This window comes from Nocardioides dokdonensis FR1436 (genome assembly GCF_001653335.1).
Taxonomy (GTDB): Bacteria; Actinomycetota; Actinomycetes; order Propionibacteriales; family Nocardioidaceae; genus Nocardioides; species Nocardioides dokdonensis.
Map to the genome: position 1 here is coordinate 1,344,435 of NZ_CP015079.1, position 14,356 is coordinate 1,358,790.

Consider the following 14,356-nt stretch of genomic DNA (forward strand, 5'->3'; position numbering starts at 1 on the left):
AGCATGCTGCGCAGGGCGGTGACCGTGCCGCTCGTCGTGCTGCTGACGGGCGTGGTCTGGCTGACGCTGCCGCTGTGGTTGATCGGGGCGGCGGCGCTGTCCCCGTTCGTGCCCGGGCACTGGCGGGCGCTGCGGCTGACCTGGCTCCTGGTCGTCGCCCTGACCGCGGAGAGCCTGCTGCTCGTGGTGCTGCTGGGCACCTGGCTGGCCAGCGGGTGCGGGCGCCGGCTGCGCACGGCGTACTGGGAGGGGGTGCACTACGACCTGGTGCAGGGCACGATGTGGCTGCTCTTCCGCGAGGCGCGGCGGGTGCTGCACCTGAGCATCGTCACGGAGGGTCCCGAGCCCGACGCCCATCCCGGCGTGCCGCTGCTGGTGTGCTGCCGGCACGCGGGGCCCGGCGACTCCTTCACCCTCGTCCACGCGCTCATGGACTGGTACGACCGTGAGCCGCGCGTGGTGCTCAAGGACAGCCTGGGCTGGGATCCCGTGGTCGGCACGGTGCTGCGCCGCATCCCGGCCCGCTTCATCAGTCCCGGCTCGGGGGAGGACCTCGAGGACCAGATCGCGGCCCTGGCCACCGACCTCGACGGGAACGACGCGTTCGTGATCTTCCCCGAGGGTGGCAACTTCACCGTCGAGCGACGGGCGCGCGCCATCGAGCGGTTGACCGGACTGGGTCTGCACGCCATGGCGCGGCGTGCCGAGGGGATGCTGCACGTGCTGGCGCCCCGGCCCGGCGGGGTGATCGCCGCGCTCGACGCCGCCCCCGAGGCCGACGTGATGATGGTGGCGCACACCGGGCTCGACCACCTGAACGGCGTACGCGACCTGTGGCGGGAGCTGCCGATGGACAAGCAGCTGGTGATGCGGTGGTGGCAGGTGCCGCGGGCGGAGATCCCCGAGGGCCGCGAGGAGCGGATCGAGTGGCTCTACGACTGGTGGCAGCACATCGACGACTGGGTGGAACAGCACCGGCCGGAGGATCTCTCCCCCGGCCGGTGGCGTCGCTGACCCGCTCCTGTGCAGGACGCGGGCCGATGGATCAGCTGTTGCTGGTGCCCTTGTCCTCGATGTCGACGACCTCGGCCGGCTCGTCGGGGGTGGTGACCGGGTGAGCGGTCTCGGCCTCGTCGGCCAGCGCCTCGTCGGGCGAGGAGCCGCCCGTGTCGTCGCTGGCAGCGGACATCGGCGCCGCCGGGGTGGGCACAGCGCCCGCACCGGTGGCCGTGCCCGTGGTGCTGGCCGTGGTGCTGGCCGCGGGCGGGCTGGGCACGTAGGAGGACTGCCAGTTCTGCGACTCCGAGCCGCCCTGGAGCTTCTTGGCCACCACACCGACCACGGCTGCCACGCCGGTGAAGATGAGGAGCTTCTTGAGCTTCGAGCCCTTCTTGCGGGGCTCCTCGCCCTTGAGCTCGGCGACCTTGGTCGAGGCCTTGTCGCCGAGGTCGGCGGCCCGGGTGCTCGCGAGGTCGTTGAGCTCGGCGGCCTTGGCGCCGGCGAACGCGGCACCGGAGGCGACGAGCGGGGCGGCCTTGGCGCGGACGTCGGCGATCGCCGGCCCGGCCTTCTCCTTGGCGTCGTGGCCGAGCACGACGGCCCGGTCGCGCGCGTCGAGGACGTACGGCGTGGCCCGGGTGCGGGCGTCGACCAGTGCCGGCCCGGCCTTGGCGCGGGCGTCGGCGATCGCCGGCCCGGCCTTCTCCTTGGCGTCGGCCATCAGCGAGCGCGCCTCGTCCTTCGCGGTGCTCACCGCCGACTCGACCTGGGGACGCACGGAGTCCACGACCGATTCCATGTAGTCACCGGCCTGCTCGATGAGGGACTTCTTCTTGCGAAGACGCATCCGCGTCACTTCCTCTCGTCAATGTGTGATCCATTCGACCACGGTTGTTCAACACCCGCCCGGGCGCCCCGGAGGGCCTCACGCGCTCCGACGTCACCTGCGGCAGGGCGACTTGTCACTCCGTGCGAGGATCTTCTCGCACTGACGACTCGTCGTCGTACACCCAGATGTACCCCCTCAGCACGAAAGGCAGTCATGGCGGACCCGCAGGCCATTCTCAAGACCAACCGGGGCGACATCGTCCTGAACCTCTTCCCGAACCACGCACCCGAGACGGTGGCCAACTTCACCGGCCTCGCGACGGGTGAGAAGAAGTACGACGCCGGCAACGGCAAGACCGGCCCGTTCTACGACGGTCTCGGCTTCCACCGCGTCATCTCCGGCTTCATGATCCAGGGCGGTTGCCCGCTGGGCACCGGCACGGGCGGCCCGGGCTACACCTTCAAGGACGAGCCGCACCCCGAGCTCGTCTTCGACAAGCCCTACCTGCTCGCGATGGCCAACGCCGGCCCGAGCACCAACGGCTCGCAGTTCTTCATCACCGTCGGCCCCACGCCGCACCTGAACCGCAAGCACACCATCTTCGGTGAGGTGGCCGACCAGGCCTCGCGCGACGTCGTCGACGCCATCGCCGCCACGCAGACCGGGCCGGGCGACCGCCCCGTCGAGCCCGTCGTCTTCGAGTCCGTGGAGATCGTGGGCGCCTGAGGCACCCGCCTCGACGCCGACCTCCTCACCACTGCCTCCCGTGACCCAGCCGCCGACTCCCGAGCCTGCGCCTGACGTCGGGGTGCCGGTCTGCTACCGGCACCCCGGCCGGGAGACCTACATCCGCTGTCAGCGCTGCGACCGGCCGATCTGCCCGGACTGCATGCGCGACGCCTCCGTGGGCTTCCAGTGCCCCGAGTGCGTCGCCGAGGGCGCGCGCAGCACCCGCCAGAACCGCACGGCGTACGGCGGGCTGCGTCCGACCGACGCCAGCCGCACCTCCATGGTGCTGATCGCGCTCAACGTCGCCGTCTGGATCGCGATCAGCGTGACCGGGGGCGCGGCGAGCCGCCTGGTCGACCTGCTCGCGCTGCGCACCAACGGCGTCTGCCTGACCGGCGAGGGCGGCTTCGACGTCGCCCGCGCCGTCTGCGAGGGCAACGGCACCTGGTTGCCGGGCTTCGTCGACGGCGCGTTCTGGCAGGTCCTCAGCTCCGGCTTCACCCACGTGCAGCTGATGCACCTGGGCTTCAACATGCTCGCCCTCTACCTGATCGGCCCGCAGCTCGAGGCCGTCCTCGGTCGGGCCCGGTTCCTCGCGCTCTACCTGATCTCCCTGCTGGCCGGCTCGGTGGTCGTGCTCTGGGCGGCCTCGCAGTACGGCGCGACCGTCGGGGCCTCCGGCGCCATCTACGGCCTCTTCGCCGCGCTCCTCGTCGTGGCGCGCAAGGTCGGCGGCGACATGCGCCAGCTGCTGATCCTGGTGGCGATCAACGTCGTCATCACCTTCGCGGTCCCGAACATCTCCTGGCAGGGCCACCTCGGCGGGTTCGTCGGCGGCGCGGTCGTGACGGCCCTCCTCGTGCACGCCCCCCGCGGCCCGCGACGCGGAGCCTTCCAGGTCGTGGGGCTGGTGCTCCTCACCCTCAGCCTGCTCGCAGCCGCCGTGCTGCGCATCGCCGCACTCTCCTGACCCGGCCCAGATGTCGCGCCCACCCGGCGCAGATCTCCCGCCCACCCGGCCCAGATGTCGCGCCCACCCGGCGCAAATGTTGCGCTCCTCTGCGGCCCCGTTGACGTTGCGCGGAGATGGGGACATCTGCGCCGACTCGGTGCGACATCTGCACCGGGTCAGCGGGATATCTGGGCCGGGTCGCGTGGGGGTGAGTTCTCCACAGGTGTGTCCACAGCTGTGGAGAACTACACGCGTGTGATTCGTCCACAGGTTCATCCCCAGGTGTGCAGAAACCGCCCGCCACCGTGAGGTGACGGGCGGTTCCTGGATGCGGTCGGGGCCGGCTCAGCAGGGGAGCCGGCAGGTCACTCCCAGCGGGTGGCGAAGATGAAGCCGACGCCCATGAACGCGATGCCGACGAACAGGTTCGACTGCGCCAGGTCGTTGAAGACCGGGATCGAGTCGAGCTTGTCGTTGGCGAAGATGTAGTAGGTGCAGATCCACACCAGGCCGACCAGGAAGCAGCCGAGCATGCCGCCGACGACGCCGCGGCCGCGGCCCATGGGGGTGCTCGGGTGCGCGGAGACCGCGAGCCCCAGGAAGAGGAGGCCGAAGCCGATGACGTAGTTCCACCGCACCAGGTCCGCCATCCAGGCCGGACCGCTGGGCTCGGAGCCGACGACCGTCGGGTCGGCACGCACCCCGAAGTAGTAGAAGAGGACCCAGGCCACCCCTGCGAGCACCATCAGCAGCGCCACGACGGATCGGGGGGTCACCACCGGGCCCCGGGGATCGGCCAGCTCGTCCTTGACCTTCTGTCTCACGTCTACTCCTCGCTGGTGGTGCTGATGGCTCGTCCCCGCAGCGCGTGGACCGCCCCCATGGCTCGGTGCGCGCCCGGGTCGCGGCTACCTTAGTGGGCATGACGGCGAGATCCCACGCGAGGCCGGCCCCGGGGCAGCGACCTCCGGGCTGGTGGCGTCGTGTGCGCGAGCGCTCGGGCATCGTCGTCGGGGGCACGCCCAGCACCGAGCGCCCGCGGGCGTGGCGGGTGCTGACCCCGGCGGTGGTGCTGCTCAGCGGAACCCTGTTCGCCGTCAGCGCGGTGAACTCCGACGGCACCGACCTGCGTCCGGGCATCACCGACCTGGTCGGCCTGGTCAGCTCCGAGGCCGACGAGTACGAGCGGCTGCGCAGCCGGGTCGCGGACCTGACCGAGGAGGTCAACGTCCTCACCAGCAGCCTCGCCGACCGTGACGTCGCGCGGGTGCAGGGCCGCATCGAGGAGTACGCCGACCCCGCGGGGCTGGTCCCGGTCGAGGGCGAGGGCCTCACGGTCACGCTCACCGACAGTCCTCTGGGCGACGACGACACCGACCAGCCCGAGAGGTTCCTGGTGGTGCACCAGCAGGACATCCAGTCGGTGGTCAACGCGATGTGGCGCGCCGGCGCCGAGGCCGTCACGATCCAGGGCCAGCGCCTGATCTCGACGACCGGCATCAAGTGCGAGGGCCCGTCGGTGACCCTGCACGGCGTTCCCTACCCGCCGCCGTACGTCATCTCAGCGGTGGGCGACACCGCCGAGCTGGCCGCCTCCGTGGACGGCGACCGCTACCTCACGCAGTACCGCGAGCAGTCCGAGCAGGACGACATCCTGATCGGCTGGGAGATGGAGGCCGAGTCCGAGGTGGAGGCGCCGCCCTACGCCGGCCTGCTCGACCTGTCGTACGCCGAACCCATCGCCTGACCCCAGCACGTTGGGGCCCAGCACGATCCGGCCCGCGGCGATCAGGCGCGTGGCGCGCGTCGTCCCTGACGGCCGTTGCCGTTGCCGTTGCCGTTGAGCAGCCCGTCCGACGGTGTCGGCTCGTCGGTCGGCTCCTGCGACGGCTCGTCGGTGGGCTCGTCGCTGGGCTCGGGCGAGGGCTCCTCGCTGGGTTCGGGCTTCTGGGCGACGAAGAGGTTGACGTCCTGGCCCTGGGAGAGCCGCTCCCCGGCAGCAGGAATCTGCTCGGTGACGGTGCCGGGCTTGGCATCGGGGTCGGTGTCCTCCCGGATGACGGGGTTGAAGCCGGCGTCGCGCACCTTCTGCGCGGCGACCTCCTCGTCGTCACCGACGACGTCGGGCACCTTCTCCGGGCCCTCGGAGATGATGAGGGTGACCGTCGACCCGTCCTCGACCTGCGTGCCGGCGGGGGGCTGCTGCTCGAGGACGAGGTTGCGCTCCTCGTCGGACTGGCGGCGTTGCACGACGGGTTCGAGTCCTTGGTCCTCGAGCGTCGCGACGGCCTGGTCGCGGAAGAAGCGGGTCACGTCGGGCACCGCCACCTCCGGGGGACCTGCGGAGACGGTGAGCAGCACGGTCGTCTGCGGCGCGACGAAGCTGTCGCCCGAGGGATCCTGGCCGATGACCCGCCCGGCGGGCCGGTCGGAGGTCTCGAGCTCGGTGTCGACGCTGAAGCCGGCCTCACCGAGCAGCCGGCTCGCAGCGGCTTCCTGGCGACCGACGACGTCGGGCACCGGGACCTCGTCGGGTGCGGAGGGGAAGAGGCGGGGCCACAGCAGCACGCCGGCGACGATGAGACCGATGACCAGCAGGCCGAGGGCGACCAGCCAGCCCACGGGTCGACGCTCCTCCTCGACCGCCGGCAGGCCGGTGGTCTGCGGCGGCACCGGGCGGGCCGCGACGGCCGTGGTGGCGACGGGCGGGGGCATCGGGGGGACGGTGGCCTGGACGGGTCGCCCGGCCAGGTAGCGCTCGATGTCGGTGCGCATCGCGGCGGCCGACTGGTAGCGGTCCTCGACCCGCTTGGCCAGCGACTTCATCACGATGGCGTCGATCTCGGGCGGGAGCTCGGTGTCGTGGTCCGACGGCGGCTGGGCCGGCTCCCGCACGTGCTGGTAGGCCACGGCCACCGGGGAGTCGCCCACGAAGGGCGGTCGCCCGGTCAGCAGCTCGTAGAGCTGGCAGCCGGCGGAGTAGACGTCGGAGCGGGAGTCGACGGTCTCGCCGCGCGCCTGCTCGGGGGAGAGGTACTGCGCGGTGCCCACCACGGCCGCGGTCTGGGTCATCGCCGACGCGGCGTCGCTGATGGCGCGGGCGATCCCGAAGTCCATCACCTTGACGTCGCCGGTGGGCGTGAGCATCACGTTGCCGGGCTTGATGTCGCGGTGGATGATCCCGGCCCGGTGGCTGTAGTCGAGGGCAGCGAGCACGCCGCTGGTGATCTCGAGGGCGCGCTCCGGGAGGATCTTGCGCCCCTCGCGCAGGATGTCGCGCAGGGTGCGCCCGGCGACGTACTCCATGACGATGTAGGGTTGCATCACGCCCGAGCCGTCCGAGGCGGGCTCCTCGCCGGTGTCGTAGACCGCCACGATGGAGGGGTGGTTCAGCGAGGCGGACGACTGGGCCTCACGTCGGAACCGGGCCTGGAAGGTGGCGTCGCTGGCCAGGTCGGTGCGCAGCCGCTTGACCGCGACCACGCGACCGAGCCGGGTGTCGGTGCCCTTGCGGACCTCGGCCATCCCGCCGCGGCCGAGCATCTCGCCCAGCTCGTAGCGTCCGCCGACCGTCGTCGGTGTGCTACTCATCCGCTCGCTCCGTCGCTCGGGGTCGGCTCCGTGGTGCTGCTCCGGCCCGGGGTCTGGCTCGGGCTCGGGCTCCTGCTCGGGGTCAGGCTCGGGCTCTCGCTCGGGGACGGGGACTCGCTGGGCGTCTCGGTCGGCGTGGGGGTGGGGGTCGGCTGGAGCCGCTCCCCCCAGTAGCTGACAGTGATGGTGGCGCCCTTCTGCACGGTGCCGGTCGGGGTGACGGACTCGACCACACCGGGCTCCTGGGCGCCGCCGTTGTCGATCTCCTGGAGGGTGACGTCCAGCCCCTGCCCGCGCAGGTCGGCCTCGACCTCGCGGACCTGCCGTCCGGTGTAGTCGGACTCCTGCAGGGTCACGGTCTCGGGAGCGGGGGGTGGTTCGCTCTCGGTCGGGGTCGGCGAGGGCTCCGCCGAGGTCGACGTCGCCGACGGCTCACGGGTCGGCTCCTCCTCCGGCTGCTCGTCGTCGCCGCCGGTGGTGAGCAGGACCAGGATCAGGGCGGCCACGGCGGCCAGCAGCAGCACCATCAGCACGACCGCCCACGGGCTGCGACCCGACCCGGACGAGCCGCCGGTGGGCGTGCTCGTGGGGGTGGCGACCGGCGTCGGTACGGCGGTGCCGTCGGCCGGCGTGTCGCCGGCTGCGGCCGCACCTGCCGCCGCTCCGGCGGCGAGGCCGGCGCCCGCGGCCCCGGCGGCCGGCAGGACCTGCGTGGCGTCCGGTGAGCCCGGGCCGACACCAGCGGGGCCGTGGGCACCGCTCGGGTCGCGCAGGGCTGCGGCGAAGGCGTGGGCGTCGGGCCAGCGCTCGGCGGGCTCCTTGGCCAGCGCACGGCGTACGACGGCGGCGAGCGGTCCCGGCACGGCGTCCGGGAGCTCGGGGACCGGCTGGTTCAGGTGCGCCAGCGCCGTCGTCACGGGCGAGTCGGTCTGGAACGGGCGACGCCCGGCGAGGCACTCGAAGGCCACGACGCCCAGGGCGTAGACGTCGGAGGAGGCGGTGGCGGTCCCGCCCCGCGCCTGCTCGGGGGAGAGGTACTGCGGGGTGCCCATCACCTGGCCGGTCTGGGTGACGCCGACGGCGTCGGCGGCCCGGGCGATGCCGAAGTCGGTGACCTTGACGGTGCGGTCGGGGGTGACGATCAGGTTGGCGGGCTTGACGTCGCGGTGCACGATGCCGGCCGCGTGCGCGGCGGCGAGGGCGGTCGCGGTCTGGGCCATCAGGTCGGCCGCGACCTCGGGGTCCATCGGCTCGCCCCGGCGCAGCAGCGCGGAGAGCGGCTGGCCCTCGACGAGCTCCATCACCAGGTAGGGCCGAGGCTGGCCCGACCCGTCGGCCGCGGCGGCCTCGCCGAAGTCGTAGACGGCCGCGATCCCCGGGTGGTGCAGCGAGGCGGCGTGCCGGGCCTCGGTCTCGAAGCGGCTGCGGAAGGCCGGGTCGTCGGCGTACTCGTGCTTGAGCAGCTTGACGGCTACGGAGCGGCCCAGGGTGGTGTCGGTGCCACGCCAGACCGCGCCCATCCCGCCGGTGGCCAGTCGGGAGTCGAGCCGGTAGCGGCGCGAGTCGTCGGCGAAGCCGGCGCCGGCCGCGCCGCTCTGGTCGCCGCCCGCGGGCACCGCCTGGGAGGGGGCGTCGTCGTCGCTCACCGGTTGATCACCGCCTCCATGATGGCCTTGGCGATGGGGCCGCCGAGCAGGCCGCCGGCGATCTCGCCGCGGGCGCGGCCCGGGGCGTCCTGGATCATCACCGCGACCGCGACCTGCGGGTCGTCGGCGGGGGCGAACGAGACGAACCAGGCGTACGGCGCCACGTCGTCCTGGCCGCTCTGCGCGGTGCCGGTCTTGCCGGCGACCTGGATGCCGGGGATGGCAGCGGGGTTCGCGGTGCCGACGTCGACGGTGGAGACCATCAGCTCGGTGAGCTGGTCGGCCGAGGAGGCGCTGAGGGCCTCGGAGAACTCCTCGTCGTCGGTGCCGTCGATCTGGTCGAACTCGGGGCTCTGCACCTCGTCGACCAGGTAGGGCCGCATGACGGAGCCGTCGTTGGCGATGCCGGCGGCGACCATGGCCATCTGCAGCGGAGTGGCGGCCACCTCGAACTGGCCGATGCCCGACTGGCCGGTCTGCGGCTCGTTCATCCCCTCGGGGAAGCGCGACACCGCCTGCGGCAGCAGGTCGTCGAAGTAGGACTGGTTGAAGCCGAAGAGCTCGGCCTGCTCCTGCATCGCCTCGGGGCCCAGCTCGACGGCCAGGCGCGCGAAGGTGGTGTTGCAGGAGTTCTCCATCGCCTGGGCGAAGGGGATCCGGTCCGAGCCGCAGTCACGGCCCTCGTTGTCGATGAGCCCGGAGTCGCCGGTGGTCTGCGGCAGCTGGTAGCTCGGACCGCCGGGCACCAGGTCGCCGGCCTCGTAGTCGCCGCTCTCGAGCGCGGCCGCCGCGGTGACGATCTTGAACGTCGAGCCCGGCGGCAGGGTGGTCTGGATCGACCGGTTCAGCAGCGGCTCCGAGTCGTCGGCCTCGAGCTCCTCGGCAGCGGCGTTGACCTCGCCCAGGTCGTGCGAGGCGAGCTCGTTGGGGTCGAAGGTGGGCAGCGAGACCATCGCCAGCACCTTGCCGGTGCGCGGCTCCAGGGCCACGACCGAGCCCTGGCCCTCGGGGCCGACGACCGCGCGCAGGCCGTCGAAGGCGGCCTGCTGGGCGGCGGGGTCGATGGTGAGCTGGACGTTGCCGCCCTGGCTCTCCTTGTTGCTGAGCAGGTCGACGAGCCGGGTCACGAAGAGCCGGTCGTCCTCCCCCGAGAGCAGGTCGTTGTAGGTCTGCTCGAGGCGCTGCTGGCAGCCCGAGCAGGTCGCCGGCTGGGCGTTGTAGAAGTTGAACCAGCCGGTCAGGTGGCTGTAGAGCAGCGGCTTGAGGTAGGTGCGCTGGTAGTCGTAGCGGTCGTCGGTCGGCTCGCTGCGCGCGATCGCCTCCTTGCCGACCAGGATCGCGCCCCGCTGCTGGGAGAAGCGCTCGTCGAGGGCGCGCCTGTTGTTGGCGTTGTCGTTGAGGCCCTCGGCCCGCCAGAACTGCAGGTAGGTGATGTTGGCCAGCAGTGCCACGAACAGCAGCAGGCAGAACACCGCGATGGTGCGGATCGGCTTGTTCATCGCTGGATCTTCACCACCTGGGTGTCGTCGTCGGAGCTCTGGTCGGTCTCGGCGGACAGGTCCGGCAGCGGGCGCCGGGCCAGGTCCGAGACGCGCAGCAGCAGGGCGATGATGACCCAGTTGGCGACCAGGGAGCTGCCGCCGTAGGAGAGGAACGGGGTGGTCAGGCCGGTCAGCGGGATCAGGCCGGTGACGCCGCCGACGACCACGAAGACCTGCAGCGCCAGCACGGCGCCGAGGCCGGCGGCCAGCAGCTTGCCGAAGCCGTCGCGGGAGATGAGGGCAGCGCGCAGGGCCCGCTCGACGATGAGGCCGTAGAGCACCAGCACCGCCATCAGCCCGGTCAGGCCCAGCTCCTCGCCGATCGAGGCGATGATGAAGTCGGACTCCGCGAAGGGCACCCGGCCCGGGTCGCCCGCACCGAAGCCGCGTCCGATCAACCCGCCCCAGGCCATCCCGAAGATCGCCTCGAGGGGCTGCTCGCCGCGCCCGTCGGTGCCGGCGCCGTAGTGCGCGAACGGGTCGAGCCAGATGTCGACGCGGATCTTGACGTGGCTGAAGACGCGCCAGGCCATCAGCGCGCCGCCGAGGAACAGCGCCCCGCCCACGACCAGCCAGCCGGGGCGTTCGGTGGCGACGTAGAGCATCACCAGGAAGAGGCCGAAGAACAGCAGGCTGGAGCCGAGGTCCTTCTGGAAGACCAGGATGCCGAGGCTGATGAGCCACATGCCGAGGATCGGGCCGAGGTCGCGCCCGCGGGGCAGGTCGACGAAGAGCACCCGGCGCCCGGCCAGGGCCAGCGCGTCGCGGTGCAGCACCAGGTAGCCGGCGAAGGCGATGACCAGCAGCACCTTGGCGACCTCGCCGGGCTGGAGGCTGAAGGGACCGAGCTGGATCCAGATCCGGGCACCGCGCACCTCGTTGCCGATCAGCGGCATCATCGGGGTCAGCAGCATGACGATCGCGGCCAGGCCGCTGGTGTAGGTGAAGCGGGTCAGCACCCGGTGGTCGCGCAGCAGCACCAGCGTGGCGATGAAGAGCCCCACCCCGACGCTCATCCAGGTCAGCTGCCGGGAGGCGAAGCTGCTGCCCTCGGCGAGGTCGATGCGGTGGATGACGGCCAGGCCGAGGCCGTTGAGCGCCGCGACCACGGGCAGCAGCACCGGGTCGGCGTACGGCGCGACGAGGCGCACCACGACGTGGCAGGCGACGATCAGCGCGGTCAGCCAGCCGCCGTAGCCGATCAGGTCGGCCGGGACGCTCTGCTCGACCCCGATCCCGACGGCGGCGTAGGCGCCGATCCCGACGGCGAGGGCCAGCACGAGCAGGAAGAGCTCCGCGCCACGCCGGCGGCGGTGCACGAAGGCGAGGGGACCCGAGGGGCTGGTCACGGCCACGTGATCACCCGCTGGGCGGCGCTCGCGCGGGTGCCCGTGTCGACGGAGCCACGGTCCAGGGACTCGGCGGGCGACATCTCGCTGGCCAGGTTGTCCACGATCGCCTCGGCGTCGGCGAAGTCGTCGGCGGCGATGCCGTCGCGCACGCCCTCGGCCACGAAGGCGGGCAGCCGGTCGAGCTCGACGTTGGTGGTCGCGAACGGCTGCGACAGGTCGATGCCGGGCAGGCTGGTGTTGACGCCGCGGAAGATGACGACCTGGCCGTCCTGCTCGCCGACGTAGTACTGCGACTGGCTCCAGGTCCAGGCCCCGGCCGCGACCATCCAGACCAGGCCGACCGCGATCAGGGCCACCATCAGCCGGCGCAGCCAGAAGAACCGGAACGGCTCTCGAGGCGCGTAGCGAGCGGTCTCGGGGTCGATCGGGTCACTGGGGATGGCGTGCACGTCGGGCGGCAGGTCGGGGATCTCCGCCTGCACCGGCTCGAGCTCACCGGTGTCGCCGGACCGGTGGCCGCGGAAGATGCCCGCGGGGCGCGCGCCCTTGACGGGTCGCCGACGCAGCTCGGCGGCCGCGCCCACCAGCAGGGGCTGGAGCTCGTCGAGGGCGGCGGCACGTCCGGCCGCCGCGGCCTCGTCGAGGACGTCGGCGACGATGCAGGTGACGTTGTCCGAGGAGCCGGCCTCGAGGCTGGCGCGCACCAGCTCGACCGCCGCGTAGTCGGGGGTGCCGGTGGACAGCACGTCGGCGAGCCGGGCGTCGTCGAGCACACCGCTCGCACCGTCGGAGCACAGCAGCAGCCGGTCGCCGGGCTGGAGGTCGGCGAGGAAGAGGTCGGGCTCGGCCTCGTGGATGCCGTCGAGCGCCTTGAGGATGAGGTTGCGGTGCGGGTGCACCCGCGACTCGGGCTCGGTGATCCGGCCCTCGTCGATGAGGCTCTGCACGAACGTGTGGTCGTGGGTGAGCTGGCTGATCTCGCCGGCGCGGTAGAGGTAGGCACGGCTGTCGCCGATGTGCCCGATGCCCGCCCGGGTGCCGTCGAAGACCAGGACCGTGGCGGTGGTGCTGGTGCCGTTGAGCGCCGGGTCCTCGTCGACGAGCTCGCCGATGCGGTCGTGGGCGCGGTGCAGCGCCCCGGCGACCCGGCCGAGCAGGTCGTCGGGCGTCAGACCGGAGGGCGGCTGCTCGTCGAGGCGGCGCAGCTGCTGGACGGCGGTGCCGCTGGCGATGTCGCCGCGGGCCGCGCCACCCACGCCGTCGCAGACCGTGAGCAGCCAGGGGCCGGCGTACCCGGAGTCCTGGTTGTCCTTGCGCACCCGGCCGACGTCGGAGATCGCGGAGTAGTGCAGCCGCAGCATCCCCCCGCTGCCGGTGTCCTCGGCCGTGGCCGTGGCCGCCTCGGGGTCCGGGCCGCTCACTTGCGCAGCTCCAGGATCGTCTTGCCGATGCGCACCTGGGTGCCCATGGTGATCGTGGTGGGCTGGTTGATGCGCACGGTGCCGATGTAGGTGCCGTTGGTGGACCCGAGGTCCTCCACGAACCACTGGTCGCCCGAGGCGGCGACGCGGGCGTGGCGGGTGGAGACGTAGTCGTCGTCGAGGCGGATCGCGGCGTCCGAGCCGCGCCCGATCAGCAGCGGGGCGTCGACGAGCTCGGCCCGCTCGCCGGCGTTGCCGCCCTCGACCACCAGCAGGTGGGTCGGCGCGCCGCGACGCTTGGCCGGGACCTTGGCCGCCTTGGCCTTCTTCTCCTTCTTGCCGCCTGCGGGCTGGGCGCCGCGGGCGGTCTCGGGCACGCGGGCCCCGAACATGTCGGAGCGGATGACCGAGATGGCGGAGAGCACGAAGATCCACAGCACCGCCAGGTAGGCGATGCGGATCAGCAGCAGGGTGAGCTCAGACATCGGCGTGCTCCTGCTCGATCCGCACGGTCATGGTGGTGTTGCCGATCTTCACCTCGGTGCCGTCGTCGGCGATGCTGCTCGTCATCTTCTGGCCGTTGACGAGCATGCCGTTGGTGGACCCGAGGTCGCGCACGTCGACGCGCGGGCGCTCGGCGCTCGCGTCGACGCGGAACTCGATGTGGCGTCGGCTCACGCCGGGGTCGTTGATGCGCACGTCGGCGTCGGTGCCGCGGCCCACCACGACGCTGCCGCCGAGCAGCGGGTGCCGGGTGCCGTTGACCTCCAGGAGGGCGCGGGCGCGGCCCACCTGGGTGTGGGTCGCGTTGCCGGTCACCCGGGCCTGGGCCTGGCTGCGGACCCGGAACCGGCCGGTGGTCAGATCGTCGGCGCCCTCGAACTCGATGCTCACGGGGCCGGGGAACGAGTAGGCGTTGGCCTGCGCGTGCTCCTCGAGCTGGCGCACCAGCTCGTCGGCCATGGCGGTGTCGTAGGGCGCGAGCCGCTCGAGGTCGGTGCCCGCCAGCTCGACGTGGAAGTCGTTGGGCACCAGGCGTCGTTGCCGGGAGAGGATCTGGGCGTTGTTGTCGCACTCGCGCTGCAGGGCGGCCGCGATCTCGACGGGCTGCACGGCGGAGCGGAACGCGCGGGCGAACGCTCCGGAGATCATCTGTTCGAGCCGCTGCTCGAATCGCTGCAAGGCGCTCACTCGGCCTCCTTCCGTCCTCGGCGACGCGGGAGCCGGCTCCTGGGGCAGGCCGACCGGCCCGGCACTGATGCCGGGTCGGACCCGATCGTAACGGGACGGGGCGGT

Annotated in this window: 13 protein-coding genes; 4 read left to right on the top strand and 9 right to left on the bottom strand. The window is 72.4% G+C overall.

What is annotated here, in order from left to right:
- The first annotated feature begins 3 nt into the window (after positions 1-3).
- Positions 4-1,014, top strand: a complete 1,011-nt coding sequence (locus I601_RS06385; RefSeq protein ID WP_068114482.1) for a 1-acyl-sn-glycerol-3-phosphate acyltransferase — start codon at positions 4-6, stop codon at positions 1,012-1,014.
- 31 nt (positions 1,015-1,045) lie between these two features.
- On the opposite strand, the gene I601_RS06390 is transcribed toward I601_RS06385, so the two are convergent.
- The gene (locus I601_RS06390; protein WP_157519933.1) at positions 1,046-1,846 is read right to left on the bottom strand and encodes a hypothetical protein; all 801 of its coding nucleotides are present in this window, start codon (positions 1,844-1,846) and stop codon (positions 1,046-1,048) included.
- A 195-nt stretch (positions 1,847-2,041) separates the two neighbouring features.
- On the opposite strand from I601_RS06390, the gene I601_RS06395 reads away from it, so the two are divergent.
- Positions 2,042-2,554: a peptidylprolyl isomerase gene (locus tag I601_RS06395; protein ID WP_068107517.1), complete on the top strand. Its 513-nt coding sequence runs from the start codon at positions 2,042-2,044 to the stop codon at positions 2,552-2,554.
- Between the two features lie 40 nt (positions 2,555-2,594).
- Positions 2,595-3,527, top strand: a complete 933-nt coding sequence (locus I601_RS06400) for a rhomboid family intramembrane serine protease (protein WP_237089571.1) — start codon at positions 2,595-2,597, stop codon at positions 3,525-3,527.
- Between the two features lie 347 nt (positions 3,528-3,874).
- On the opposite strand, the gene I601_RS06405 is transcribed toward I601_RS06400, so the two are convergent.
- The gene (locus I601_RS06405) at positions 3,875-4,333 is read right to left on the bottom strand and encodes a cell division protein CrgA (RefSeq protein WP_068107521.1); all 459 of its coding nucleotides are present in this window, start codon (positions 4,331-4,333) and stop codon (positions 3,875-3,877) included.
- Positions 4,334-4,431: 98 nt separating this feature from the next.
- Between I601_RS06405 and I601_RS06410 the strand changes: the two genes are divergently transcribed.
- Positions 4,432-5,256, top strand: coding sequence for a DUF881 domain-containing protein (locus I601_RS06410; RefSeq protein WP_237089572.1), 825 nt, complete (start codon positions 4,432-4,434; stop codon positions 5,254-5,256).
- A gap of 41 nt (positions 5,257-5,297) precedes the next feature.
- Here I601_RS06410 and pknB read toward each other — a convergent pair whose 3' ends face one another.
- Genes pknB through I601_RS06445 form a run of 7 tightly spaced genes read right to left on the bottom strand, consistent with a single transcriptional unit; the run spans position 5,298 to position 14,251 of the window.
- Positions 5,298-7,100, bottom strand: coding sequence for a Stk1 family PASTA domain-containing Ser/Thr kinase (pknB, locus tag I601_RS06415; protein WP_068107522.1), 1,803 nt, complete (start codon positions 7,098-7,100; stop codon positions 5,298-5,300).
- On the bottom strand, positions 7,097-8,746 hold the full coding sequence (locus I601_RS21450; RefSeq protein ID WP_084527263.1) for a serine/threonine protein kinase: 1,650 nt from the start codon (positions 8,744-8,746) through the stop codon (positions 7,097-7,099). Before I601_RS21450 ends, pknB begins: the two co-directional genes overlap by 4 nt.
- Positions 8,743-10,245: a peptidoglycan D,D-transpeptidase FtsI family protein gene (locus tag I601_RS06425; RefSeq protein WP_068107523.1), complete on the bottom strand. Its 1,503-nt coding sequence runs from the start codon at positions 10,243-10,245 to the stop codon at positions 8,743-8,745. Before I601_RS06425 ends, I601_RS21450 begins: the two co-directional genes overlap by 4 nt.
- Positions 10,242-11,642 (bottom strand): FtsW/RodA/SpoVE family cell cycle protein, encoded by a 1,401-nt coding sequence (locus I601_RS06430; RefSeq protein WP_068107524.1) that lies wholly within the window; start codon positions 11,640-11,642, stop codon positions 10,242-10,244. The genes I601_RS06425 and I601_RS06430 overlap by 4 nt, the downstream gene beginning before the upstream one ends.
- On the bottom strand, positions 11,633-13,060 hold the full coding sequence (locus I601_RS06435) for a PP2C family protein-serine/threonine phosphatase (protein WP_068107527.1): 1,428 nt from the start codon (positions 13,058-13,060) through the stop codon (positions 11,633-11,635). The genes I601_RS06430 and I601_RS06435 overlap by 10 nt, the downstream gene beginning before the upstream one ends.
- Positions 13,057-13,545, bottom strand: coding sequence for an FHA domain-containing protein FhaB/FipA (locus tag I601_RS06440; RefSeq protein ID WP_068107528.1), 489 nt, complete (start codon positions 13,543-13,545; stop codon positions 13,057-13,059). Before I601_RS06440 ends, I601_RS06435 begins: the two co-directional genes overlap by 4 nt.
- Positions 13,538-14,251 carry an FhaA domain-containing protein gene (locus I601_RS06445; protein WP_084527265.1) on the bottom strand — a complete coding sequence of 238 codons (714 nt, stop codon included), beginning with the start codon at positions 14,249-14,251 and terminating at the stop codon, positions 13,538-13,540. The genes I601_RS06440 and I601_RS06445 overlap by 8 nt, the downstream gene beginning before the upstream one ends.
- Between the last annotated feature and the right edge of the window lie 105 nt (positions 14,252-14,356).